This window comes from Streptomyces sp. SD15 (genome assembly GCF_054462255.1).
The window spans coordinates 57298-82927 of record NZ_JBTLMO010000039.1; the positions used below are offsets into that span (position 1 = coordinate 57298).

Here is a 25630-nt window from a genome sequence, read left to right on the forward strand (position 1 = left end):
CTCATCGCTCATCGGGAACATGATTTCGTACGACCTCTCAGTGGGCCGCCGCGAGTGCCGCCAGTTCCGCGACTGCCCAGGTCAGCGGGCCGAACACGGTGAGGAGCGTGCCCGCGCGGAGCAGTGCCGCGCCGCGCAGCATCGAGGCCGGCGCCCCGAGCCGCAGCAGCGCCGCCGTGGTGTCGGCGCGTGCGTGCTTGGCCTCGACCGCCGCCGTCAGCAGTGTCGCGACGGCGCACCCGGCCACGAGCAGTGCCCCGAGCGTGCTGAGCGGTCCGAACGAGGGCCGGGCCCCCGCGTACAGGGTCGCCATGGCATACGCGCCCGATGCCACCGCACACACCACGCCCAGCGGACGCCCGATGCGCCGGGCCTCCTCCTGGAGGACGCGCCCGGCGAGCAGCCGCAGCGCACCGGGCCGTACGGCCTGGAGCAGCCGCCCGCACAGGTGGGTGATCGCGGGTCCGGCCAGGGCCAGCCCGAACGCGGTCAGCGCCCAGCCGCCGAGCACCCCGGCGGGGGCGCCCGCGAAGCGGCCGGACAGGTCCGCGCCGACTGCCGATCCCGAGCGGCTCGCGTACGCCTCCACGGCGAGCCCCGCCGCGACGGTGGCCGTGCCCCAGGGCAGCCCGCCGGGGGTGGGCAGTGGAGCGGCGGGCTGCTGCGGGTCCAGCGGGCGCCCCGGCTGATCGGCGTACGGTCCCGACTCCGCGCTCTTACGGGAGGAGGTCCGGGGCGAGCTGTGCCGTCCGGCGCGTCCCGGCGCCAGGCCCCGCGGCCGCAGCACCACCGCGCTCGCCGCGGAGGCGGCCAGCGGTACCAGGGCGAGCAGCGTCAGTGCCGCGGGCAGCGGCAGGGGGTGGTCCGCGGCGAGGAACTCCGTCGCGGCGCCGTCGAAGGGCATGCCGGTCAGGTCGCCGCGCAGCTGCAGGAAGACCAGCAGTGCGAGCATCGAGCCCAGCGTGGTCGACAGGGCGGTGGTGACGGCCGAGATGGCCATCAGGCGGCCCGGGCCGAGACCGACCGCCGCGAGCCCGGAGCGCGGCCGGGTCCCCGGGTCCGTACGGGCGACCGCGACCGCGAAGTGCACGGTGGCGGCGACGGGCGCGACGCACCAGGCGAGCCGGAGCGCCGAGCCGGCCGAGGCCTCCGGATGCGCCATCGCGTACCCCAGCGTGCACAGCAGCAGGAACCCGGTGCCCGCTGCGGCGCCGGCGACCAGCAGTCTGCGCAGCTGGACGAGGGGGTGGGCGCCGCGGGCTAGACGGAGAGCGAGCACGCGGCCCGGCCTTCCGACTCGGTGACCGGGGGCAGGTGGACGTTGTTGACGCGCCGTCCGTCGAGCAGCGACACCGTGCGGTCGGCGAGCGCCGCGGTGTCCGTGTCGTGCGTGGCCAGGACGACCGTGATGCCGTGCGAGCGGGCCGCCGTGGTGAGCGTCCGCAGCACCTGGGCGCGGTCGGCGCGGTACAACGGGGCGGTCGGCTCGTCGGCGAAGAGGACCGTGGGGGAGGGGACGAGGGCGCGGGCGATGGCGACGCGCTGGCGCTCGGCCTGCAACAGGGCGTGCGGGCGCTTGCGGGCGCAGTCGCCGATGTCTAGCCGCTCCAGCCACTCCAGGGCGGTGGTCTTGGCGGCCCGGCGGCCCGCGCCGCGCAGCATCAGGGGCAGCGCCGCGTTCTCCCAGGCGTTCAGTTCCGGTACCAGCACCGGGGCCGGGTCGATCCAGCCGAAGCGGTCGCGGCGCAGCCGTTCGCGGGTCAGCGTGCCCATGGTGTGTACCGGCGTGCTGTTGAACCAGACCTCGCCCTGCTGCGGCAGGAGCTGCCCGGACAGGCACTGGAGCAGGGTCGTCTTGCCGCTGCCGCGCGGGCCGCCGACGGCCAGGATCTCGCCCTCGCGGATGCCTAGCGAGACACCGCTGAGCGCGGGGGAGCCGTTGTGCTTGACGTGCAGGGCGCGTGCCCAGAGCACGTCGTTGTCCGGCGGGGCCACCATCGCGTACACCTCGTTCAGATCTGATTTGCGCTGCCTAGCGGCCTCGGAGAGGTCGCTCAGTCCCCCCGGACGGGGGAACGAAGGCAGGGCCGATCGGTCACTGGCACGCTAGGGAGTCGGGGGCGGGAGGCCGGACAGCACGCGGCCCCGGGCCGCCCTTTCTCACTCGAACGGGCGGCACCGGGGCCGGTGTTGATCATCCATACGGAAGATCAGGATGATCAGGAAGAGCGGGAGATCAGGCAGATCGGCAAGATCGGCAAGATCGGCAAGATCGGGAAGATCAGAGCTTCGTCCACGCCTCCGTCAGCACCTGACGGACGATCCCCTCGATCTCGTCGAAGGTCGACTGGTCGGAGATCAGCGGCGGCGACAGCTGGATGACCGGGTCACCGCGGTCGTCGGCGCGGCAGTAGAGGCCGTACTCGAAGAGCTTCTTGGAGACGAAGCCGTAGAGCACGCGCTCCGACTCCTCGTCCGTGAACGTCTCCTTGGTGGCCTTGTCCTTCACCAGCTCGATGCCGTAGAAGAAGCCGTTGCCGCGGACGTCGCCGACGATCGGCAGGTCGTGCAGCTTCTGCAGGGTGGTCAGGAACGCGGACTCGTTGTCCAGCACGTGCTGGTTGAGGCCCTCACGCTCGAACAGGTCGAGGTTGGCCAGCCCCACCGCGGCCGAGACCGGGTGGCCACCGAAGGTGTAGCCGTGCAGGAAGGTGTTGTCGCCCTTGTAGAACGGCTCGGCGAGGCGGTCCGAGACGATGCACGCGCCGATCGGGGAGTAGCCCGAGGTCATGCCCTTGGCGCAGGTGATCATGTCCGGTACGTAGCCGAACTTGTCGCAGGCGAACATTGTGCCGAGGCGGCCGAACGCGCAGATGACCTCGTCCGACACGAGCAGCACGTCGTACTGGTCGCAGATCTCCCTGACCCGCTGGAAGTAGCCGGGCGGCGGCGGGAAGCAGCCGCCGGCGTTCTGCACCGGCTCCAGGAAGACGGCCGCGACCGTCTCCGGGCCCTCGAAGAGGATCTGCTGCTCGATCTGGTCGGCGGCCCAGCGGCCGAAGGCCTCGGGGTCGTCGCCGAAGAGCGGGGCGCGGTAGATGTTGGTGTTGGGGACCTTGTGGGCGCCCGGGACCAGCGGCTCGAAGGGGGCCTTCAGGGCCGGCAGACCGGTGATGGACAGGGCGCCCTGCGGGGTGCCGTGGTAGGCGACCGCGCGCGAGATGACCTTGTACTTGGTCGGCTTGCCCTGCAGCTTGAAGTACTGCTTGGCGAGCTTCCACGCGGTCTCGACGGCCTCGCCGCCGCCGGTGGTGAAGAAGACCTTGTTCAGGTCGCCGGGGGCGTAGTTCGCGAGGCGCTCCGCCAGTTCGACGGCCTTGGGGTGGGCGTAGGACCACACCGGGAAGAAGGCCAGCTCCTGCGCCTGCTTGAACGCCGTCTCCGCGAGCTCGGTGCGGCCGTGGCCCGCCTGGACCACGAACAGGCCCGCGAGACCGTCGAGGTAGCGCTTGCCCTTGTCGTCGTAGATGTAGGTGCCCTCACCACGGACGATGGTGGGAACGGGCGCGTTCTCGTACGAAGACATGCGGGTGAAGTGCATCCACAGGTGGTCGTACGCGGTCTTGCTGAGGTCCTTGGCGGTCACGGCTATCGGGTTCCCCACATGTAGGTCTGCTTCTTCAGCTTCAGGTAGACGAAGCTCTCGGTGGAGCGCACCCCGGGCAGGGCCCGGATGCGTTTGTTGATGACGTCCAGCAGGTGGTCGTCGTCCTCGCAGACGATCTCGGCGAGGAGGTCGAACGAGCCCGCGGTCATCACCACGTACTCGACTTCCGACATGGCGGTCAGCGCGTCGGCCACGGACTCCGTGTCGCCCTCGACGTTGACGCCGACCATCGCCTGTCGGCGGAAGCCCACGGTGAGCGGGTCGGTGACCGCGACGATCTGCATCACGCCCTGGTCGAGCAGCTTCTGGACGCGCTGGCGCACGGCCGCCTCGGACAGGCCGACGGCCTTGCCTATCGCGGCGTAGGGACGGCGTCCGTCCTGTTGGAGCTGCTCGATGATCGCGAGGGAGACGGAGTCCAACGGGGGACGGCCGTTCCTGGACTCGTTCCTCGCCTCGATCCTGGAGTCGCTCCGGGAATCGATCCGCGAATCGATCCGGGACTCGCTCCTCGACTCGCGGGAGTCCCTGGGGTCTGCGCTTCGACTGGCCACGAGCTCACTGTGCACGACGTCTCGACGGTTCCGCAAGGACGTAGCGATGAAATTCGTTGTTTGCGATGGCGTATCGTGCGGATTTCGCAGTTCTGGGCCGACCGGGGGTGTTGAAAACGTCGGCGTACGGATTAGGGTGGTTGTCTCAGTGATTGGACACCCGAAACTTGGAGGGCCGGCAGTGAGCACCGAGCTGCGTCGTCTGCGCAATTACATCGACGGTGAGTTCCGGGACGCCGCCGACGGGCGGACCACCGAGGTCGTCAACCCCGCGACCGGCGAGGCGTATGCGACCGCCCCGCTGTCCGGTCAGGCCGACGTGGACGCCGCGATGGCGGCCGCCGCCGCGGCCTTCCCCGCCTGGCGCGACCAGACCCCCGCCGAGCGCCAGAAGGCCCTCCTGAAGATCGCGGACGCCTTCGAGGAACGGGCCGAGGAGCTGATCGCGGCCGAGGTGGAGAACACCGGCAAGCCGATCGGGCTGACCCGGTCCGAGGAAATCCCGCCGATGGTCGACCAGATCCGCTTCTTCGCGGGCGCCGCCCGCATGCTCGAGGGGCGCAGCGCCGGCGAGTACATGGAGGGCATGACCTCCATCATCCGCCGCGAGCCGATCGGCGTCTGCGCGCAGGTCGCGCCGTGGAACTACCCGATGATGATGGCGGTGTGGAAGTTCGCCCCCGCACTCGCGGCCGGTAACACGGTCGTCCTCAAGCCGTCGGACACGACCCCCGCGTCCACCGTCCTGATCGCCGACATCATCGGCTCGGTCCTGCCCAAGGGCGTCTTCAACGTCATCTGCGGCGACCGCGAGACCGGCCGCGCGATGGTCGAGCACCCGACACCGGCGATGGCCTCCATCACCGGCTCGGTGCGCGCGGGCATGTCGGTCGCCGAGTCGGCGTCCAAGGACCTCAAGCGGGTCCACCTCGAGCTGGGCGGCAAGGCCCCGGTCGTCGTCTTCGAGGACACCGACATCGCCAAGGCCGTCGAGGACATCTCGGTGGCGGGCTTCTTCAACGCCGGCCAGGACTGTACGGCCGCCACGCGTGTCCTCGTACAGGAGTCCATCCACGACGAGTTCGTGACCGCGCTGGCCAAGGCCGCCGCGGATACGAAGACCGGGCAGCCGGACGACGAGGACGTGCTGTACGGGCCGCTCAACAACCCGAACCAGCTCAAGCAGGTCGCCGGCTTCATCGAGCGGCTGCCCGCTCACGCCAAGGTGGAGTCCGGTGGCCACCGGGTCGGCGAGAAGGGCTACTTCTACGCGCCGACCGTCGTCTCGGGCCTGAAGCAGGACGACGAGATCATCCAGCACGAGGTGTTCGGGCCGGTCATCACCGTCCAGTCCTTCACGGACGAGACCCAGGCGGTCGAGTGGGCGAACGGCGTCGAGTACGCCCTCGCGTCCTCCGTCTGGACGAAGGACCACGGCCGCGCGATGCGCCTGTCGAAGGCCCTCGACTTCGGGTGCGTGTGGATCAACACGCACATCCCGCTGGTCGCCGAGATGCCCCACGGCGGCTTCAAGAAGTCCGGCTACGGCAAGGACCTGTCGGCGTACGGCTTCGACGACTACACGCGGATCAAGCACGTGATGACGTCGCTGGACGGCTGATCACCGCATGAACCGCGCGGCCCCGGACGGGAGTTGGTCCTGTCCGGGGCCGCGGTGTACGTACTGGGTGTACGTGGGGGGCGACAGGGTGTCGGGTCGGGGGGCGACGGCTCGACGCAGCGCCCATTGTCCGCGCCGGCACGGGGACGGCATGCTGCCGGGGTGCCAGCGCTTCGCAGGACCCCGCCCTTGTCCCGCCGGTCCCTGCTGCGCACCCTGGGCGGGGGCGCGGCGCTCGGTGCCCTGGCCGGATGCGGGGTGCCTGCCGCGTACGTGTCACCGGGCGACCGTGCCGGGGTCGACCTCTCCGCCCGCGACAAGCGGCTGACCTGGGCGAACTGGCCGCTGTACATCGACACCGACGACGAGGACAGCACGAAGCGGCCCACTGTGGACGCCTTCGAGAAGCGCACCGGGATCTCCGTCGACTACATCGAGGAGATCAACGACAACGACGAGTTCTTCGGCAAGATCAGCCCGTCCCTGATGAACCACCAGCAGACGGGCCGCGATCTGATCGTCATCAGCGACTGGATGTGCGCGCGCTTCGTCCGGCTCGGCTGGGTACAGGAGATGGACCGGGCCAAGCATTGATCTTCCGTCCACGGGACCGGAGTTCGGCATGCACGCGCGGGGCGCGGCAGGCGCCGTGGTGTTCGGCGTGGATCTCGCGGATCTCCGCGACCGCCCGGTCCTCGGCCGCCTGTTGCTCGATACGGGCGACAGTGGTGGTCCGGTGTCGATAGAAGCCGGAGCGGGACACCCCAAGGGCCCGGCACAGCCGCTTCACGCCGAAATCGGCGCCGTTGTGGGAGATGAAGTCCCAGTGGGTCCTCACTTCACCTCCCGGGCGACATAGGCGGCTTCCCGGCGCAGGATGTCGCGCTGCCGCTGTCATTCCCTCTCGGCCCTGAGCAGCCTGGCGTTCTCTTCCTTCAGCCGGGCCAGGTCCTCAGCCGGATTCGTACCGGCTCCGGCCTCATGGTGCTCGGGCGCCGAGTGCGGGGTGGCGTCCGTGCGGACCCACATCCGCAAACGTCTCCCCGGTGATCCCGAGATCCGCGTCCACCGCCGCGTACGTGTGCTTGCCACCGGCCGCGTGGTACAGCGCGACGGCGTCCTTCCGGAACTCCTCCGGGTACCAATGTTGGGTCCCGGATACGAACGGTGCTGACTTCCTCGTGTTCTGCGCCCGATGGATTGCCTCACGTCCGTCCATAGCGTGGTGGACAGCACGGAGGATTTGCCTACGGATCTGTGGTACCGGCTATGTGAATACCCGTGCTCGCGGAGGCAATGGACGCGTGACTGAATGCGTTGTCGAGAAAAAATGTCGCCTCCGTATCAGATAGTTACTCAGTTCTGAGAGGAGAACGTCATGAGTGCACATGTGTCCCGCATTGGCCGCCTGGCGGCCGTTACCGCTGCCGCAGTCGTCCTCGCCTGCACCGGTATGGGGGTCGGCACGGCGTCGGCGTCGCAGCAGAGCCACGCCGTCAGCTACGCGGCTGACGGCGGCGGCGGTGGCGGCCACGGCGGCGGTGGCGGTGGCGGCCACGGCGGCGGCGGTGGCGGCCACGGCGACGGCGGCGGCTGGGGCGACGGTGACGACGACGGCGGTTGGGGTGACGGCGGCTACTAAGACCAGGTCAGGCGTTCCCGGTCGGGGTTTCCCGGCCGGGAACGCCTGCTGTGTGCAGGCCGTTGAGGGCTGGGACGACAACTTCGCCGAGAACCAAGGGGCTCTCGGACTGGCGCGCCGAGGCGTGATCCGTTGACGGCTTCAGTGCTGGTGAGGGCCGATTGGCCCGTCAGTACCAACTTCAAGTGAGAGGTGGTGTTCCGCGCCCAGTGGCTGTCGTGCCCTGCACGCCTAGCGTCGAGTTCACGGATGCGATCCGATCCTGCAAACCCACAAGGAGCGGAACATGAACGCGACTACGTCCGCGGACACACCACAACCGTCACCCCTCGAGATGCCTCACGCCTTCCCAGGCTCGCTCGCCCAGCACGCTGTCGACGTGGCAGTCCGCTATCGGCCTGCACGACCGGAGACATCGGGCGACTGGATCGAGCTCATGGCGCTGCCCGAGAATCGCGTGGCCATGGCCGTGGGCAGTGTTGTGGGCTGCGGCCCGCGTGCCCGCGCCTGGATCGGCCGGCTGCGCGGCGCGGTCCGCACCCTCTCCTCGACCGGCCTGCCGCCCGACGAACTCCTGGGCCGCCTCGATGATCTCGCGACCCGATGGGGCCAGGGCCCTGACGAATGGGAGGGCTCTTTCAGGGGAGCGACTTGTCTCTATGCGATCTACGACCCGGTCTCCCGGCACTGCGCGGTGTCCGGGGCCGGGCATCGGCCGCCCGCCGTAGTAAGCCCCAATGGCCGGGTGGAGTTCCCCGACGTGCCCGCCGGGCCGCCCCTCGGCCTGGGCAGCGGCTCCTTCACCACTGCGGAGTGGGAGGTGCCCGAGGGCAGCCAACTGGTGCTCTACGGCCATGGCCTGCTCCAACGCCGAGGAAAGGGCGCCGATGCCGGTGTCGCACTGCTGCGGAGGGTGCTGAGCCGAGCCGCCACCCGGAACGGCGTTGTGGGCCCGGAGGAGACCTGCGCGGCCGTGTTCGACGCACTGCTCCCGGTCCGCCCCGGCGGCGCCGTCGCGCTGGTGGTCGCCCGCACTCGCAGCATGCGACCTGATCAGGTCGCCGACTGGGATGTGCCCGCCGAGCCGACGGCGGTGGCGGACCTGCGTGCTGCTGTTACGCGCCAGCTTGCGCATTGGGGTCTGAGTGACCTTGTCTTCACGACCGAACTGATCCTCAGCGAGCTGGTGAGCAACGCTCTTCGCCACACCACTGGACCGATCCACCTTCGGCTGCTCTGTGACCACGCCCTTACGTGTGAGGTGTTCGACTCCAGCCCCGCGTTCCCCCATCTGCGTCAGGCGGCCACCACGGACGAGAACGGACGCGGTCTGTTTCTTGTCGCCCGGCTCGCCGAGCGTTGGGGGACCCGGCATACGCAGGCCGGCAAGGTGATTTGGACCGAGCAGCCCCTGCCGCAGACGCCGCCGGCCGGGATGGATGAGCGGCCGGTTGCTGCGACGGGGCACCCCTCACAAGGCAGTCGGGCAGGTCATTACGACCCCTGCCCGGTTTGAGGAGGGGGCAAAGAGGGGGACAGCAACCCGCGCGGGGGCTGCGACGGCCTTGCGGTCGGCCCGGCCCCCGTTCGTTTGCCCCGCTACCGACCAGACAGCCCTGGCAACACGACGGGATCGCCTGTTGGTTGGTCGGGCCGGCGCGGAACAGCCTCCCCGTTGTTCTCACAGGTGCGCGGATACGCCGTTGCAGACTCCGGCGTATCCGCGCCTCGAGCTGTGGTTCTCACGGACCCTGCCGGAAGCCGATGTTGTCGTCGATGACTGTGCGCGGCGAAACGGGCAGTTTCTCGGAATGCTCAAGGTCGAGCGTGGTGAATTCGATCCCGCGACTCCACACCGTGCGCAGGAACTCCTTGATGAACTCCGTGGTCAGTTGCTCTCCGCCGCATCGCCGGTAGCCGAATCCGAACGGTGCATAACCGGCCGTGTCGCAAGCCGGGTACGCGGTGCCGTCGACGACTCCGTACACGGCTCCGAAAGCGCTGTTGGTCATCTCTGCCCGGCGGCCGTCCATGACGGTGAACGGTGTGGGTGGGAAAGGACAGCGCGCGAGCCCGGCTTGGCGGCTTCTCGTCTCCGCGTTGTCGGCGGTCGTCGGCGCTGCCCGGTACCTGTCGGGATCGAACTCCTCCGGGTTGCGCCAGTGCCGGGGGTCTCGGCTCGCCGAGGGGTGCAGGGTGAGAACACTGCCCGAGCGAGGATCGGCACCACGTTCGGTGCTCACGGTCGACAGGCTGCCTCCGTTCGGTGAAACCGTGCGGAAGAGCTCCATCACGTAGCGGTCGAGTGGGGTGAACGCGCCGCCGTCCGCCGTGTCCGGGCTGTTCGTCATCGTCCGCTCGAACCACGACCTGACGGCCGGGTCGCCATGGCTTGCGTCCAGCAGGGCCATGGTGCGGTAGAGCATGTTGCCCCACTGACTGAACGCCAGGAAGTTGTGGAAGCACTCGAAGACGATGTCCTCGCGGCGGAAGTGCTCGCCCCCTCGGCCGTTCTTGAGCCAGTAGTGGACGAAAGTGCCCTCCGGGTCCTGGACGTCGCCGTCGATCACTGCCTGCACCCGGCGGTCGATCCACTCCTTGAGCCGCGGGCGCAGTTCGCGCACCCGCATGATGTTCTCCCGCACCAGGTCCTCGGTGGGATACCAGTGGCCGAGGACGGCGGTGAAGCCGACGCCGATCGTCCGCACCTCGGGCGGGATGGCCTCGCCGGTGACACCGAGGTGGAGGTCCCAGTAGAGGTCGAAGTAGTTCTGGTAGTACTCGTGCATCAGCGGCTTGCCGGCGTTGGTCTCGGCGAAGAGCCGAGCGAGGAAGCCGTGGATCTTAGGGGCGTACTTGGCTGCGTAGAGGTCCGGCGTGGTCGCCGAAGCGTAGATCTTCTTGCGCTCGTTGTCCGGTCCTCGCTGGTCGTAGCCCGTGATGAAGACCGTGGTGCCCTCCTTGGGGTCGGGCGCCCACCCGTCGTAGAGCATGCCCCAAAAGTGCGGCGGAGCCGCGTTCTCCTTGCTCAGGGCGAGATCGATCATGGGGAGTGCGGGCCGTTCGCCCACGTACTCGCTGCTCGAGAGGTAGGGCACCACGGCGCGCTCGATGTAGTCCGGGTCGAAGGCCGGCGGAAGCAGTCCGACCCATGCGTGGGGTGTGCTCATGTTTGTTTCCTCTGATCGTTGGGTCAGCTCGGGCAGCCGAGGCGGCGCCTCGGCTCTCCCCGAGCCGTGGTGCAAGGTTGACGCGCAGGCACTACCGGGCGAATTGGGTCAGAGGTACCAAATTAAAATGAAATATAGTATTCCGCGCCCAATGGCCGTGCCGCTGCTCGCTCCTAGCGTCGTTCTCACTGACGCAATCGGATCCCCGATCGGAAGGAGCGGAATATGAAGGCGACACAGGGCACGGCAGTCGACCCGGGCCGGACCGTGCCGAACGGCGCTTTCCCGAACGGCAACGGAAAGCCGTCCGGGGTGGAGCCGCCGGTACTGGGCGGACCGGAGCACACCGACTACTACCTGCTGGACAACCTGCTCACCGACGAGCAGCGGGCCCTGCGGAAGAAGGTCCGCGAGTTCATGGACCGGGAGGTCGCCCCGATCATCAACCCGTATTGGGAGCGGGCGGAGTTCCCCTTCGAGCTGGTGCCCAAGCTGGCGCAGCTGGACATCGCGGGCTTTCAGATTTCCGGCTACGGCAGCCCGGGGATGAGCAATGTGACGGCCGGCCTGGTGATTCTCGAGCTGGCCCGGGGCGATCTGAGCATCTCGACGTTCATGGGGGTCCACTCGGCCCTGGCCATGATGTCGATCGCACTGCTCGGCTCCGAGGAGCAGAAGCAGCGCTTCCTGCCGCCGATGGCGCGCCTGGAGAAGATCGGAGCCTTCGGCCTGACCGAACCTGCGCACGGCACGGACGTGGTCGAGCTGGAGACGACCGCACGCCGGGACGGTGATTCCTACGTCCTCAACGGCCACAAGAGGTGGATCGGCAACACGACCTTCGCCGACTACGTGATCATCTGGGCCCGCGGCGACGACGGGCACGTGGGCGGCTACGTGGTCGAAAAGGGCACACCCGGGTTCGATGCCCAGGTCATCAAGGGCAAGACGGCTCTGCGCTGTGTCCAGAACGCGCAGATCTCCCTCACCGACGTCCGGGTGCCCGCCGAGAACCGGCTGGCGAACGTGAACACCTTCCGCGACACCGAGAAAGTCCTGCTGGCCTCGCGCTTCTGCGTCGCATGGGAGTCGATCGGCGCCGCCATCGCGGGCTACGAGACGGCTCTGGCCTACGCCAAGCAGCGCAAGCAGTTCGGGATGCCGCTGGCCGCCTTCCAGCTCATCCAGTACCGGCTCTCCCGGATGCTGGCGGACATCACCGACATGCTGTGCATGCAGCTCCGACTCAGCCAGCTCATGGACGAGGGCGAGTACTCGATGCCCCGGGTCGCGCTGGCCAAGATGCACCACACCGAACGAGCCCGGGCCATCCTCGCCGACGCCCGCGACATGCTCGGCGGCAACGGGATCCTGCTCGATTACCACGTCGCCCGGCACCTTTGCGACATCGAGGCGATCGACACGTACGAGGGCACCGACACCGTGCAGGCGCTGATCGTCGGCCGCGACATCACCGGCTACAACGCCTTCGTGCCTGTGGCGCCGAGCCACTGACCCCGGCGTGTATCGCGGCGTCCCATGACAGCGGGTCAATCCCGGGCGCCGCGCACGACCCCACGGAAGACAAGGAGTAGTCATGAGCAACACGCCCCTCCTGGAGGGACTGCACGTCGTCGATCTCGCGAGCTTCATCGCCGGGCCCGCCGCGGCCACCGTCCTCGGTGACTTCGGCGCCGACGTCGTCAAGGTGGAACCCCCGCGCGTGGGCGACGCATACCGTTCGCTCAGCCGTATCCCTCCCAACCCCCATGTCGAAGGGGTCAACTACCCCTGGCAGCTGGACAACCGCAACAAGCGCAGCATCGCGCTCAACCTCAAGTCGCCCGGCGCCCGGCCCGTGCTCGAGAGTCTGGTGCGGTGGGCCGATGTGCTGGTGACCAACTTCCCGCCGCGGACGCGCGAGAAGCTGGGCCTGGAGTACGACGCTCTGGCCTCCCTCAATCCCCGGCTGATCTACGCCGATGTCACCGGCTTCGGCGAAGAAGGTCCGGACGCGAATCTGCCCGGCTTCGACGTGACGGCGTACTGGGCGCGCAGCGGCCTGATGGACCTCACACGCCAAAGGGACGTGCCACCGGCCATGAACGCGTTCGGATCGGGCGATCACTCCACGGCGATCACCCTGTTCGCCGGGATCATGACCGCGCTGTACCGGCGGGAGAGGACCGGCCAGGGCGCACGCGTCACGGCCTCGCTGCTCGCCGAAGGCGCCTGGGCGGCGAGCATGTGGCTGCAAGCCGTACTGGTCGGGGCGAAGCCCCCCCGACCCATCGACCGGTCCGACCCGCCCAACGCGCTCGGGAACATGTACCGCACGGCAGACGACCGCTGGATCGTCCTCGTCTTCGTCAACGAGGACAAGCAGGTACCGCCCTTCCTCAAGGCCATCGGTCATCCCGAGGCGGCGGAGAACCCGCGCTACGCCGACACTCCGAGCCGCCGCGCCCACGCCGCCGAGATCGTTGCCCTGCTGGACAAGACATTCGCGACTCGCTCCCTGGCCGAGTGGCGCGAGGTGCTCGACACCGCGGGCCTCACGTACGGAGTCGTCCAGACGCTCGAAGAGTGCGCCCACGACCCTCAGCTCCTCGCCAACCGGGTGTTCGTACCGATCGACGACGGCAGCGACGAGCCGCACCTGACCATCGACAGCCCCGTCCGGCTGGACCAGGAACAGAAGGTCCGTCCGGGCCCTGCCCCCGATCTGGGTGAACACACCGAGTCCGTGCTCCGCGACCTCGGCTTCGACGCCGCAGGAATCGAGGAGCTGCGCAAGGCCGAAGCCGTCGTCTGAAGCCGCAGCTCAGCAGCGCGAGAGAAGAAGGGAAACACCATCATGACCACGGCCACGGACACGCCGACCGTACGGACTGAGGATAACGACGGCATCTTCGTGATCACGATCGACCGGCCGAAGGCCCGCAACGCCATCGACGGGGCCACCGCCAGGGCCCTGGCGGCTGCCGTCGACCGCCTGGAGTCCCGCGACGACCTCAGGGTCGGCATCATCAGTGGGGCCAACGGTGTCTTCAGTGCGGGCATGGACCTCAAGGCCTTCGCGGCCGGAGACACGCCCATCGTCGAAGGACGGGGCTTCGCCGGCATCACACGCGCCCAGATCAAGACCCCGCTCATCGCCGCCGTCGAGGGCTATGCGCTGGGCGGTGGAACCGAGATGGCGCTCGCCTGCGACATGATCGTGGCCGCGCGGAACGCCACCTTCGGCCAGACCGAGGTCCACTACGGCATCGTGCCGCCCGAAGGAGGCATGGTGCGCCTGCCCGAGCGCATCCCGCGCAACATCGCCCTGGAGCTTCTGCTCACCGGCGAGCCTCTGCCCGCCGAGCGGGCCGAGCGATTCGGCCTGGTCAACTACCTCACAGAACCGGGCCAGGCCCTGAAGCGGGCCCTGGAACTCGCCGCACTTGTGGCGCACAACGCGCCCCTGGCCGTGGCAGCCGTCAAACGGGTCGTCAACGAGCGGCGAGCGTTCAGCGACCAGGACGCCTTCGTCGAGCAGGACCGGATCGTCGCACCGGTTCTGGCGTCCCACGACGCGCAGGAGGGCGCCCACGCCTTCGCGGAAAGGCGCCCACCGCACTGGCAGGGCCGCTGACATCAGCCCCGCCCGACAGGTGCTTGCGGGCCCCCGCCCAGGGCCGCCCGCAAGCACAGCCACCTCCGCACCGCAAGAAAGGACGACCAACGATGACCGAGCAACCCACCGTCCGAAGCGTGACCTACGATCTGCTGCGGACTCTCCGCCTCACCACGGTCTTCGGCAATCCCGGCTCCACCGAGCAGACGTTCCTGCAGGATTTCCCGGCGGATTTCACCTACGTACTGGCGCTGCAGGAGGCCTCCGTCATGGCGATGGCCGACGCCTTCGCGCAGGTCACGCGGCGCCCGGCACTGGTCAACGTGCACTCCGCGGCCGGTCCGGGCAACGCCATGGGAAGCCTGATAGCGGCCCACCACGGAAACACGCCCCTGATCATCACTTCGGGACAGCAGCACCGTGAACTGGTGATCGGGGAGCCGTATCTCGGCAACCGGGAGTCCACCACGCTGCTGAAGCCGTGGGTGAAATGGTCCTATGAGCCGGCCCGCGCCGAAGACGTCCCCGAGGCCTTCATGCGGGCCTACGCGGAGGCGTTGCAGCCGCCGGCGGGACCGGTGTATCTGTCGATTCCCATGGACGACTGGAAGCGGCCGCTGTCCGGATTCACCCGGATCCGGACCGTCAGCGACCGGGTCGTCCCCGACTCGCAGCGCCTGCGGCTGTTCGCCGATCGCATCTCCGCAAGCCGTCGTCCCGCGCTGGTCTTCGGCCCGGAGGTCGACCGCTGCGGCGGCTGGGACGCGGCCGTTGCCCTGGCGGAGAAGCTGCGCGCTTCCGTTTACGGCGCCCCGCTGCTGGACCGCGCCTCCTTCCCGGAGGACCACCCCCTCTTCCGCGGCCCGCTCGGGATGTCGGTGAAGACCGTCGGCGACCGGCTGGCGGGGCACGACCTGGTGGTCGTGATCGGCGCGGAGGTGTTCCGGTACTACCCCTACGTGCCCGGCGACTACCTCCCCGAAGGCACGGAACTCCTGCAGATCACCGGCGATCCGGGGGTTGCCGCGGCGGCGCGTGTGGGCGACAGCCTCCTGGGCGATCCCGCGACGGCGATCGAGCTGCTCCTGGGCATGGTCGCGGAGGGATCCGCGCGGACCGCTCCGGAGCCGATGGCGCGGCCCCGTGAGCTGCCGCAGGAGCCGAACAGTCCGCTCACCCCGCCGAAGGTCTATGCCACCCTGAGCAGGGTCAGGCCGCCGGACGCGGTCATTGTCAACGAATCGACCTCCACGATGGCGCAGCAGGTCGAGTGGCTTCCGACGGTCAGGACCGGATCGTTCTTCGCCACGGCCAGCGGAGGGATCGGCTGGGGCACCCCGGCTGCGGTGGGCGTCGCGCTCGGCGACCGGGACAGGGGAGTCGAACGTCCGGTGGTCGGCCTGATCGGCGACGGCTCCTTCCAGTACTCCGTGCAGGCCATCTGGACGGCGGCCCAGCACAACCTCCCGATCGTGTATGTGGTCATGCGTAACCAGGAGTACTCCATCCTCAAGTCGTTCGCGGTACTCGAGGAAACGCCAGGCGTTCCGGGGCTCGACCTGCCGGGGCTCGACATCGCCTCCGTGGCCCGCGGCTTCGGATGCCGAGCGGTCGACGTGGAGACCACCGAGGATCTGGAGCGGGAGTTCAAGGCGGCCCTGACCGCCGACACCACCACGGTCATCGTGGTCCCCACACAGCCCCAGAAAGCCATGTTGTAGGGCACGGGCGCCCGCACGATCCGATAGTGACGCCTTCGAGTCGGTCTTCCAGGGCGCGGTGCGTCCCCCATGTCTTCCGGCGGGCACGGGCGGCTATGCCAAAGCCTCTCGAACGAGTTGGGCGCCCCGGCCATTCGCGTGGCCGGCCCGCTGCCCGCCCACATCGCCAGTACGGGATCACCGATGCATTTCATGCGGGGCTGACGCGAAGGAGCGTCGAGCCGAGGTACCCAACGGCGAGCAGTGCGACTTCCAGATCGGTGTGCTCTTGCTGGACGGAGCATCCAAGGATTTCCTCGGCTTTCCGGATGCGGTACTGCACGGTGTTCTTGTGGAGAATTTGAGCGCTGGCGGTGGCGGTGTAACTGCAGCCGGTGCCCAGGAATATCTGCACGGTCTCCCGGAGTCGTGCGCTGTTCTCGTCATCGACGGCCAACGGACCCAGGACTCCCCACACCCAAGCGCGCATGTCGCCGACGTTCGTAGCCATCAAGGCAATGGGACCGACATGGGAGAAGTTTGTGAACTGGGGGACTGGACTGGCCACTGCCGCAAGTTCCTGCGTGCGCACTGCCTGCCGATGTGTGGAGCGGAATCCCTCGATGCCGCACCCGACGTTTCCAGTGCATACGTGCACGGGAGGATCGCTGCGCTCGACCACATGTGAAATCTGTTCCCAGGAGACGTCGTTGCGCGAGCCGAACGGCAGCCAGGCCCAGGACAGGACTGCGTCCCGGGGGACGAACAGCGGCCTGGCGGGGCAGCCGAGCTCCCGGCCGATCTCCTGGGTGATCCGGTCGAGTCGAGCAAGTCCCTCACCCCCACCCGTCAGCGTGGGCAACCAGGCCACCAGCCCGAGGTGGTTCTGCCGGAGCCGGTAACCAAGGGCTGGTTCAGCCCAGTTGAGGTCGACGTTCTCCTCGGTGAGGATGTCGCGCACGCGCGCGGCGCGCGCGGCGGTCTGGCTGAGCAGCCAGTGATCGCGTTCCTGTTGGTAGGCCGCGATGACATGCTCGGTGACCCGGTCGTTGTAACCGAAGCTCATCTGCAGCATGCGCCGAGTGGTCGCGGTGGAGAGCTCGTTGTCGGCGTCCTGTCGGTTGAGTTCGTCCAGGCACCACTGCAGAAAACGCCAGTTGCCCATTCTGTGGGCCCTGATCAGCGTGCTGAGGGGGATGTCCCTCTGCGCCAGCCTCCTGGCGTACTCAAGAGCAGCCGCAGGCCCCTCGATCTTGTCCAGAGGAATTTCGTTCTCGAAGACGTGCAGCAACGTGGCGGCATTTTCCGCGATGCTCGCCTGCAGGATTTTAATGAGGGTTGCGTCGCCCCTGATCTCCGAGATCTCGGAAAGAACGTACTCCTCTATGTCGTGGCCGAGATCCGAAAGGTGTGACCCTACGTTCTCCGCGACCACGGACAGTTGTTTTGCGGCCTCTGGATGCTCCGCAGCCATACCTCAATCGTACAGAGTGGTTCGTGATCTATCTGCTTCTGCGGGACACGATAGGCCGGACTTCGGCAAGCTTGTGCGGTTACTGCCTGCGGAATGGTCCATCGGCACCAAGTCCAACCCGAAGGTCGTATTGCGGGCCCAGCGGTTGTCGTGCGGTCCACGCCTAGCCTCTGGTTACTGACTGGACCCTCCGGCGCGAGATCTGGGGGATCGACTCGCCTTCAATCCGTTCTTCGGAAACGTCCTAGGGGTGATCGGCCTTGATCAATATTGTCCGAGGTGTTGAAGATGTGCCCGACTCTGCGATTGCGATGATCGACGGCGAGGGGACGGTGGTCGGTTGGACGAACACCGCGCAGCGGCTTGTCGGTTACGCGGCCGGCGAGGTGGTGGGCCGGCCCGCCTGGTTCGTGCTGCCCTTTCTCCAGAACGCACTGCAAGAATGGGCGGCCAGCGAGCAGCGCCGCGCCCGGGGCGGCTGGTCCGGCACAGCGACGGTCCATCACCGCGATGGCCACACCCTTCATGTGAGCCTGCGTGTCTCGCTGTTGTGGGGGCGCGAGGGAGCAGTCCACTGGCTCGTCTCCGGCACCGATATCGCCGCGCTTTCCGCGGTGGAGGTCGCAGGATCGGTGCGGGAGTCGCTTCTCACCCGCACACCGATCGGCATCGTGGTGCGTGACTTGGAACTGCGCTGCGCCTGGGTGAACGATGTCAGCGAACTTCAGGACGGCGTCCCTCGTGACAAGCGGCTCGGACGGCGCCTCCCGGACTCGCTGCCCGGCCTCGAATCCGAGGCGCTCGAAGCGGTGATGCGCCAGGTGCTGAGCAGCGGCCAGACCGCGGTCCATGAATACCGGGCATGGCCGCCGGCGGATCAGCGCCGGGAGCACGCCTTCGCGGCCTCTTTCTTCTGCCTGAGCGACGCCGATGGCCGGTCACTGGGGGTGTGCTCCATGAGCGTGGATGTCACCGGCAACCGGCGGGCCCGCGAGCGCCTCGCCATCCTCAGCGAGGCCAGCACCCGGATAGGCAGCACCCTGGACGTGATGCAGACCAGCCAGGAACTGGCCGACCTCGCCGTACCCCTCCTGGCTGACTACGCCGTCGTCGATCTGGCGGAGTTCGTCCCGCTCGGTGGCGAACCCGCCCCCCTCATCAACCCGATGGGGCAGCGCAGTCCGGCCTTTCGCCGCGCCGGCCTGGCCTCGATCCACCCGGGGACTCCCGAATCGCCGTGGGCACGCGGCGAGCCGATCTTCGTCCCGCCGACCTCACCCTGGATCAGTGTGCTCTCCTCCGGCACCTCTCACCTGCAACCCATCCTGAACACCTCTCCTGGCACATGGGTCGACAACGACCCCGCGCGGGCGCAGTCCATTGGTGAAAACGGGATGCACTCCATGATGCTCGTCCCCATCCGTGCGAGGCACGCCACGCTGGGTGTGGCCTTGTTCATCCGTACCGAGGAACCGATGCCGTTCCAGGAGGATGACCTGCTCCTTGCCGAGGAACTGGTCACCAGGGCCGCACTGTCACTGGACAACGCTCGCCAATACACCCGCGAGCACACGGCGGCCCTCGCTCTTCAACGCAAGCTGCTTCCGAACGGCTTGAGGGACAGCGCGGCGATCGAGGCGGCCTCGCGCTACCTGCCGGCCGACGTGAACAGCGGCGTCGGAGGCGACTGGTTCGATGTGATCCCGTTGTCCGGCGCCCGGGTGGCGCTTGTTGTCGGAGATGTGGTCGGGCATGGCATCAACGCCGCAGCGACCATGGGAAGGTTCCGAACGGCCGTACGCACGCTGGCGGACATGGACTTGCCCCCCGACGACCTGCTGTCCCACCTCGATGACACGGTCCGGCGCCAGGCAGAGGAAGACGACGCCGCCGGGGACGGCGGCCCCATGGTCATCGGCGCCACCTGTCTCTACATCGTCTACGACCCGGTCACCCGGCGGTGCACGATGGCTCGGGCCGGCCACCCTCCGCCCGCTGTCGTCGACCCGCAGGGAAAGGTCACGTTCCCCGACCTCCCCACCGGAGCCCCACTCGGCGTCGGCTCGGTCCCCTTCGAAGCCGTGGAGATGGAAGTGCCCGAGGGGACCCTGCTCGCCCTCTACACCGACGGCCTGGTCGAGACCCGCGACCGGGACATCGACGTCGGAATGCGGCAACTGGGCGCCACCCTGGCAGCCCAGCCCCGCCGGCCCCTGGACGACCTCTGCTCCTCAGTGATCGAGACACTGCCGACCCAGTCACCATCCGACGACGTCACCCTGCTCCTGGCCCGGACCCGTGTGTTGAATCCGTGCCAGACCGTGGCCTGGGACCTGCCCCGGGACCCGGCCGTCGTCAGCAGTGCCCGCAGCTTGGTGGCCCGGCAACTGACCCTGTGGGGGTTGGAGAGCCTGATCACAGACACGGAGCTGATCGCCAGCGAGCTGGTCACCAACGCGATCCGTCACGGCGCCGGCCCCGTGGCCCTGCGTCTGATCAAGCACCGCCTGCTGACCTGCGAAGTATCCGATGCCAGCAGGTCCTTCCCACGCCTTTGCCACACGCGCTGCACCGACGAGTACGGCCGCGGCATCCTCCTCGTCTCCCAGCTGTCGCGTAGCTGGGGCTGCCGCTGGACAGCGGGCGGCAAGGTCGTCTGGGCGGAACAAGATCTGCCCCGTCGCGTCGAGGGCGAGAGCGACAGCGGCATCCCTCCCCAACCCGCTGGGGCTGCGTGGCCGAAAGACCCAGAAAGTCGAGGAAAGGAGCTGACATGAACCTCGCATCCCACATGGTGAGCAGCGCTCGGATTCATCCGGATCGCGCCGCGATCCGTCTCGGGGACGCCGCCGTGTCCTATCGCACGCTCGACCAGGGCAGTGCCCGCATGGCCGGACTGCTCCAAGACCGTGGCGTGAAGCCCGGCGACCGAGTCGCGATCATGCTGCCCAACGTGCCCGAGTTCGCCCTCGCCTACTACGGCGTACTCCGGGCCGGCGGCATCGTCGTCCCGATGAACCCCCTGCTCAAGTCCCGCGAGGTCGCCTGCTACCTCGGCGACTCGGGCGCCCGGCTCCTGTTCGCCTGGCACGCCTTCGCCGACGAGGCACGGGCCGGTGCGCAGCAGGTCGAGGCCGAGGCGGTCGTCGTCAGTCCCGACGCATTCGACGAGCTGCTGGTGTCCGCCCCACCCGTCGAGGACCTGACCGACCGGCACTAGGACGACACAGCGGTGATCCTGTACACCTCGGGGACGACCGGTCAGCCGAAGGGCGCCGAACTGACCCACGCCAACCTCACCCGCAACCGCGACATCGTGGCCACCGAGCTGCTCCAGCTCACCGCCGAGGATGTGATCTTCGGTGGGCTGCCACTGTTCCACGCGTTCGGACAGACCTGCACTCTCAACGCCGCCGTCGCCGCCGGCGCGTGCCTCACGCTGCTACCGCGCTTCGACGCCCGGAAGGCACTGGAAATCCTCGGCGAGCACGGGGTGACCGTCTTCGCCGGGGTGCCGACGGTGTTCAGCAGGCTGTTGGAGCAGCCCGACCGGGACGCGTACGACCACCCCCGGCTGCGTGTGTCCCTCTCCGGCGGCGCGGCGATGCCGGTCCAGGTGCTGCACGACTTCCAGGCCGCGTTCCACTGCCCCGTGCTCGAAGGGTATGGGCTGTCGGAGACCTCGCCCGTCGCCTCGTTCAACACCCTGCGGGCCGGACCCAGGCCCGGTTCGGTCGGCACCCCGATCCGAGGCGTCGAGATGCGGGTGGTCGACAACGGCACGCAGGCACCGCACGGGGAAACCGGCGAGATCGTGATCCGCGGGCACAACGTGATGAAGCGGTACTGGCAGCGCCCCGAGGAGACCGCCGCCGCGATCCGGGACGGTTGGCTCCATACCGGCGACCTCGGCCGGGTCGACCAGGACGGCTACTTCTGGATCGTCGGACGGAAGAAGGACGTGATCATTCGGGGCGGGTACAACGTGTACCCCCGCGAAGTCGAAGACGTGCTGTACGAGCATCCAGCGGTCGCCGACGCCGCGGTCATCGGCCTCCCCAACCCCGATCTCGGTGAGGAGGTCGGGGCGGCGGTCGTTCTCGAGCCGGGCGCCCGAACGACAGCCGAGGAACTGCGTGAGTACGTCAAGCATCAGGTCGCCGCCTACAAGTATCCGCGGAAGGTATGGATCGTGGACGCGCTGCCGAAGGGACCCACCGGCAAGATCCTCAAGCGGGAGATCGTCCCGCCGCCCGAGCCGGGCAGGCGATGAGGCGCCTGGGGCGGGACGGGTCTGCGATCTTCCGACGCCCGAGCCGGTGCCTTCCTCGCTGACGGAAGACCAAGCTTCTGCGGCGGCGGTCAACCGGCGGGTGGCTGGGCTGCTACTCGCCGGCGGTCTTCGGCTCGCTCATCCGGCGGGCGGCCTCGACGACCGCCGAGCGGTGCAGGGCCAGCCGCTGCGGCGACCAGGACCGGCTGACCTCCTCGGGGTCGACGCCCTCGGCGGCCCAGAACCACGCCTGGGCCGCGGCAAGAACCATGGTCAGGAGATCGGCAGGCTCCATCTCCTGGGCGACCTCGCCACGCTGCTGCGCGTCGGCCACTTCGGCGGCCTTGCGTCGGAAGGCGTCCGGTTCGAGTCCGGTGGCGGAGGGGCGCTCCAGCAGTTTCCATAGGCGCAGGCGCATCAGGTCCGGCCGGGCGACGAGGTGGTCGAAGATCGCACCTGCGTATCCGGGCAGGTCCTCGACGTCGAACGGCACCGACTCGGCGCCCGCCGTCATCGCGCGTTGCAAAACCTCGTCGAACAACTGCTCCTTGTTGCCGAAGTAGGCGTAGATCAGCCGCTTGTTCGCCCCCGCGGCCTCCGCGATCCGGTCCACTCGGGCACCGGCGATGCCGTAGGCGGCGAATTCGGTGAAGGCGGCGTCGAGCAGCCGGGCCTTGGTGGCGCTGGAATCCCGTGGCATGCGTGCCACCATAGCAAGTAACTATCTAGTTATTGACATGGGTGGCTCGCGGGTCTACGGTAATGTATCTATCCAGTTAGTTACGGAATGAGGAACCATCATGGAACAGCGCACACTGGGCGGCCAGGGCCTGACCGTCGGCGTCCAAGGCCTCGGCTGCATGGGTATGAGCGTGTTCTACGGCGCCGCCGACGAGACCGAGTCGCTGGCCACCGTCGACCGCGCCCTGGAGCTCGGCGTCACCCTGCTGGACACCGCCGAGAGCTACGGCCCCTTCGTCAATGAGCAGCTTCTCGGCAAGGCGCTGGCAGGGCGCCGGGAGGCCGCCGTGGTCGCGACCAAGACCGGCGTCGAGATCACCGACGACGGTCGTGTGCTCGGCCTCAACGGCCGACCCGAGTACGTACGCCAGGCTCTCGAACGCTCCCTGCGGCACCTGGGCACCGACTACGTCGACCTGTACTACCTGCACCGCATCGACCCCCAGGTGCCCATCGAGGAAACCGTCGGCGCCCTGGCCGAGCTGGTCACCGAAGGCAAGATCCGCCACATCGGCCTGTCCGAGGCCTCCGCGCGGACCATCCGGCGTGCCCACGCCGTACACCCGATCGCCGCCGTCCAGACCGAGTACTCGCTCTTCGAGCGCGGCATCGAGCAGAACGGGGTGCGCGATGCGCTGCAGGAGCTGGGAATCGGCCTGGTCGCCTACTCCCCGCTGGGGCGCGGCTTCCTGTCCGGCGCGATCACCAGCCCCGACGACTTCGCCGAGGACGACTGGCGCCGGACCGACCCCCGGTTCCAGGGCGAGAACTTCGACCGCAACCTGGACGTCGTGCGTGAGGTCCGCCGCATCGCGTCCGACAAGAACGTCACGCCCTCCCAGCTGGCGCTCGCCTGGGTCCAGCACCAAGGCGCCGTCTCCATCCCCGGCACCAAGCGCCGCCGCTACCTCGAGGAGAACGTCGCCGCGACCGAGGTGACCCTGACCGCCGCCGACATCGCGGCGATCGAGGCGGTCGCCCCGCACGGCGTGGTCGCCGGCGACCGCTACGCACCCGAGCAGATGGGGACGCTCAACGGCTGAGAGCCGGCCGGCGCCTCACGCGATCCCCTCGCGGGGCCAGAACAACCCCGCCCCCCACACGCACAAGCCCCCAAGCCCCCCACGTCTCGAAAGGCCCCCATGCCCCAGCCGGCCACCCGGTCCCAGATCACCATCGGCGGAACGACGATCACCTATCTCCCCGACGGTTTCGGCGCACACAATCCAGACGTCCTGTTTCCCGGCGTGGACTGGACGACGCGCCCCGGCTTCCTCGAAGACGGGCAGCTCATCCTCTCGTTCGGATCCTTCCTGATACGCGCCGGGGACCAGAGGATTCTCGTGGATCTGGCCGTAGGGAAGATCGACGTGGACGTGCCCGGCGTCGCACAGCTCAAGGGCGGTTCGCTGCTGCAGAGCCTCGCCGCGGAAGGACTGTCCACCGACGACATCGACACGGTGGTGTACACCCATCTGCACCTCGATCACGTCGGCTGGACCAGCGATGTCGCGCCGCTCCCGAACGCGCCCGCGACGGACTCGCCCACGGGCCTCACCTTCGCCCGGGCACGCCATCTCATGTCGGAAGACGAGTGGCAGTACTGGTCGACCAGGACGGCGACCATGGGCGGACCGGACGCCGAGGCAGTGCTCAAGCCGCTCGAAGGCGTCGTCGAGTTCGTAAGGAGCGGCGACAGCATCGCGCCCGGGGTGACCGTCGAGGCCACACCAGGTCATACCCCCGGACACCTGGCGATCGTCGTGCGGGACCCGTCGGGCGGCAGCACCGAATCGGTCTGCATCGTGGGAGACATCCTTCACTCCCCGGCTCAGGTCGGCGACCCCGCCCTGGTGTTCTCCTCCGACGTCGCTGCGGACCAGGCCCGAGCGGTGCGCGACCACGTGCTCCAGCGGCCGGACACCGTGATCGCCGCCGGGCACTTCACGGACGACGTGTTCGGCAGTGTCACGTCGGTGGGCGACGCGCACGCGTGGACTCCCGTCGGCGGCTCGCCGTCTTCCCGGTAAGCCGACCAGACCTGCCGTCCCGGGTGCGGCCCTCGGTTTTCTCAAGTCGCTCAAGTCGCTCAAGTCGCTTAATTCAGTCGCTCAAGTCGCTCAATTCAGGAGACTCACTTCATGTCCGTTCCTCAGACGCCCCACACGTTCGGGGCAAGCACCACCGCCGCCGAGGTAATCAACGGCGTCGACCTGCACGGCCGCCGGGCCGTGGTGACCGGAGCCAGTTCCGGAATCGGGGTGGAGACGGCCCGCGCGCTCGCCGCGGCCGGCGCCGACGTCACCCTGGCCGTGCGGGACACCGACGCGGGCGCCCGCGTGGCGGCGCGCCTGGAGGCAGAACTGCCGCCCGAATCAGGACAGTTGACAGTGGGGCGGCTCGACCTGGCCGACCGGTCGACGGTCGCGGCGTTCGTGGCGGCCTGGCACGGCCCGTTGCACATCCTGGTCAACAATGCCGGAGTGATGGCCCCGCCGGAACTCACCCGCACACCTCACGGCCGGGAAACGCAGTTCGGCGTCAACCACCTGGGCCACTTCGCCCTCGCCGTCGGCCTCCACCCGGCACTCGCGGCGGCGGACGGCGCACGGATCGTCTCGGTGAGTTCCATCGGCCACCTCTTCTCACCGGTCGTCTTCGACGACCTGGACTACCGCTTCCGCCCCTACGACCCCTGGACCTCCTACGGGCAGTCGAAGACCGCCAACGCCCTGTTCGCCGTCGGCGCCGCCGAGCGATGGGCCGACGACGGCATCACCGCCAACGCGCTGATGCCGGGCAACATCGCGGACACGTCCCTGGCCCGGCACATGGACATGCAACAGGTGGCCGACTTCATCGCCTCGGGCGAACTCGCACTGCCACCGCAGAAGACTGTGGAGCAGGGCGCCGCGACCTCGGTGCTGTTGGCCGCATCGCCGACTGTCGAGGGCATCACCGGCCGCTATTTCGAGGACTGTGCCGAGGCCAAGCCGGTCGCCGAGCGAGCCGGTGCCGTTGCCGGCGTCGCGCCGTACGCCCTGGATCGGGAGAACGCGGCCCGGCTGTGGGCCGTGTCCGAGGCTCTCGTCCGCTAGGGCCTGTCCGGCGGATCATGCCGGAGACGCGGGGTCCGGCACGCCGATCTGCGGCGTTGTCGTCGGTTGCC

The 25630-nt window shown here is 68.6% G+C and carries 19 protein-coding genes and 3 pseudogenes; 14 read left to right on the plus strand and 8 right to left on the minus strand.

Features of this window, described 5'->3' with window-relative positions; translation table 11 throughout:
- Positions 1-37: 37 nt before the first annotated feature.
- From ACX28W_RS31430 to ACX28W_RS31445, 4 genes are all read right to left on the minus strand, one after another.
- Positions 38-1279, minus strand: coding sequence for a hypothetical protein (locus ACX28W_RS31430; RefSeq protein ID WP_459003228.1), 1242 nt, complete (start codon positions 1277-1279; stop codon positions 38-40).
- Complete coding sequence (locus ACX28W_RS31435; RefSeq protein WP_459003230.1) at positions 1261-1998, minus strand: ABC transporter ATP-binding protein; 738 nt, start codon at positions 1996-1998, stop codon at positions 1261-1263. Before ACX28W_RS31435 ends, ACX28W_RS31430 begins: the two co-directional genes overlap by 19 nt.
- Positions 1999-2281: 283 nt before the next feature.
- Positions 2282-3664: an aspartate aminotransferase family protein gene (locus ACX28W_RS31440; protein ID WP_362070790.1), complete on the minus strand. Its 1383-nt coding sequence runs from the start codon at positions 3662-3664 to the stop codon at positions 2282-2284.
- Positions 3649-4236 carry an Lrp/AsnC family transcriptional regulator gene (locus ACX28W_RS31445; RefSeq protein WP_459003231.1) on the minus strand — a complete coding sequence of 196 codons (588 nt, stop codon included), beginning with the start codon at positions 4234-4236 and terminating at the stop codon, positions 3649-3651. The genes ACX28W_RS31440 and ACX28W_RS31445 overlap by 16 nt, the downstream gene beginning before the upstream one ends.
- Before the next feature lie 166 nt (positions 4237-4402).
- Between ACX28W_RS31445 and ACX28W_RS31450 the strand changes: the two genes are divergently transcribed.
- Both ACX28W_RS31450 and ACX28W_RS31455 read left to right on the plus strand, forming a co-directional pair.
- On the plus strand, positions 4403-5842 hold the full coding sequence (locus tag ACX28W_RS31450; RefSeq protein ID WP_459003233.1) for a gamma-aminobutyraldehyde dehydrogenase: 1440 nt from the start codon (positions 4403-4405) through the stop codon (positions 5840-5842).
- A 162-nt stretch (positions 5843-6004) separates the two neighbouring features.
- A pseudogene (locus tag ACX28W_RS31455) lies at positions 6005-6430 on the plus strand (spermidine/putrescine ABC transporter substrate-binding protein); the annotation flags it as partial.
- 1 nt (position 6431) lies between these two features.
- Here ACX28W_RS31455 and ACX28W_RS31460 read toward each other — a convergent pair.
- Positions 6432-7043 (minus strand): annotated as a pseudogene (locus tag ACX28W_RS31460) (transposase family protein); the annotation flags it as partial.
- Between the two features lie 177 nt (positions 7044-7220).
- On the opposite strand from ACX28W_RS31460, the gene ACX28W_RS31465 reads away from it, so the two are divergent.
- Both ACX28W_RS31465 and ACX28W_RS31470 read left to right on the plus strand, forming a co-directional pair.
- Positions 7221-7484: a hypothetical protein gene (locus ACX28W_RS31465; protein ID WP_459003234.1), complete on the plus strand. Its 264-nt coding sequence runs from the start codon at positions 7221-7223 to the stop codon at positions 7482-7484.
- Between the two features lie 286 nt (positions 7485-7770).
- Positions 7771-9000, plus strand: coding sequence for a SpoIIE family protein phosphatase (locus ACX28W_RS31470; RefSeq protein WP_459003236.1), 1230 nt, complete (start codon positions 7771-7773; stop codon positions 8998-9000).
- Between the two features lie 226 nt (positions 9001-9226).
- Here the strand turns inward: ACX28W_RS31470 and ACX28W_RS31475 are convergent, their stop codons facing one another.
- On the minus strand, positions 9227-10654 hold the full coding sequence (locus ACX28W_RS31475) for a cytochrome P450 family protein (protein WP_459003237.1): 1428 nt from the start codon (positions 10652-10654) through the stop codon (positions 9227-9229).
- A gap of 225 nt (positions 10655-10879) precedes the next feature.
- Between ACX28W_RS31475 and ACX28W_RS31480 the strand changes: the two genes are divergently transcribed.
- From ACX28W_RS31480 to mdlC, 4 genes are all read left to right on the plus strand, one after another.
- Positions 10880-12169 (plus strand): acyl-CoA dehydrogenase family protein, encoded by a 1290-nt coding sequence (locus ACX28W_RS31480; protein ID WP_459003239.1) that lies wholly within the window; start codon positions 10880-10882, stop codon positions 12167-12169.
- 82 nt (positions 12170-12251) lie between these two features.
- Positions 12252-13469 (plus strand): CaiB/BaiF CoA transferase family protein, encoded by a 1218-nt coding sequence (locus ACX28W_RS31485; protein WP_459003240.1) that lies wholly within the window; start codon positions 12252-12254, stop codon positions 13467-13469.
- A 42-nt stretch (positions 13470-13511) separates the two neighbouring features.
- Positions 13512-14291, plus strand: a complete 780-nt coding sequence (locus ACX28W_RS31490; RefSeq protein ID WP_459003242.1) for a crotonase/enoyl-CoA hydratase family protein — start codon at positions 13512-13514, stop codon at positions 14289-14291.
- A 92-nt stretch (positions 14292-14383) separates the two neighbouring features.
- Positions 14384-15994 carry a benzoylformate decarboxylase gene (gene mdlC, locus ACX28W_RS31495; protein ID WP_459003243.1) on the plus strand — a complete coding sequence of 537 codons (1611 nt, stop codon included), beginning with the start codon at positions 14384-14386 and terminating at the stop codon, positions 15992-15994.
- Between the two features lie 190 nt (positions 15995-16184).
- On the opposite strand, the gene ACX28W_RS31500 is transcribed toward mdlC, so the two are convergent.
- Entirely contained in the window at positions 16185-17447 is a 1263-nt protein-coding gene (locus tag ACX28W_RS31500; RefSeq protein WP_459003244.1) for a PucR family transcriptional regulator, read from the minus strand.
- Between the two features lie 290 nt (positions 17448-17737).
- Between ACX28W_RS31500 and ACX28W_RS31505 the strand changes: the two genes are divergently transcribed.
- The 3 genes and pseudogenes from ACX28W_RS31505 to ACX28W_RS31515 all read left to right on the plus strand — a co-directional run bounded on the left by ACX28W_RS31505 (position 17738) and on the right by ACX28W_RS31515 (position 21720).
- Positions 17738-20224 (plus strand): SpoIIE family protein phosphatase, encoded by a 2487-nt coding sequence (locus tag ACX28W_RS31505; RefSeq protein WP_459003246.1) that lies wholly within the window; start codon positions 17738-17740, stop codon positions 20222-20224.
- Between the two features lie 14 nt (positions 20225-20238).
- A pseudogene (locus tag ACX28W_RS31510) lies at positions 20239-21285 on the plus strand (AMP-binding protein); the annotation flags it as partial.
- Positions 21283-21720: an AMP-binding enzyme gene (locus tag ACX28W_RS31515; RefSeq protein WP_459003259.1), complete on the plus strand. Its 438-nt coding sequence runs from the start codon at positions 21283-21285 to the stop codon at positions 21718-21720. The pseudogene ACX28W_RS31510 and the gene ACX28W_RS31515, both read left to right, overlap by 3 nt.
- Before the next feature lie 112 nt (positions 21721-21832).
- On the opposite strand, the gene ACX28W_RS31520 is transcribed toward ACX28W_RS31515, so the two are convergent.
- Positions 21833-22420: a TetR family transcriptional regulator gene (locus tag ACX28W_RS31520; RefSeq protein ID WP_459003248.1), complete on the minus strand. Its 588-nt coding sequence runs from the start codon at positions 22418-22420 to the stop codon at positions 21833-21835.
- Positions 22421-22520: 100 nt separating this feature from the next.
- Between ACX28W_RS31520 and ACX28W_RS31525 the strand changes: the two genes are divergently transcribed.
- From ACX28W_RS31525 to ACX28W_RS31535, 3 genes are all read left to right on the plus strand, one after another.
- Positions 22521-23504, plus strand: coding sequence for an aldo/keto reductase (locus ACX28W_RS31525; protein ID WP_459003249.1), 984 nt, complete (start codon positions 22521-22523; stop codon positions 23502-23504).
- Positions 23505-23603: 99 nt separating this feature from the next.
- Positions 23604-24491 carry an MBL fold metallo-hydrolase gene (locus tag ACX28W_RS31530; protein WP_459003250.1) on the plus strand — a complete coding sequence of 296 codons (888 nt, stop codon included), beginning with the start codon at positions 23604-23606 and terminating at the stop codon, positions 24489-24491.
- Positions 24492-24602: 111 nt separating this feature from the next.
- Positions 24603-25559, plus strand: coding sequence for an SDR family NAD(P)-dependent oxidoreductase (locus ACX28W_RS31535; RefSeq protein WP_459003252.1), 957 nt, complete (start codon positions 24603-24605; stop codon positions 25557-25559).
- Positions 25560-25630 lie beyond the last annotated feature (71 nt).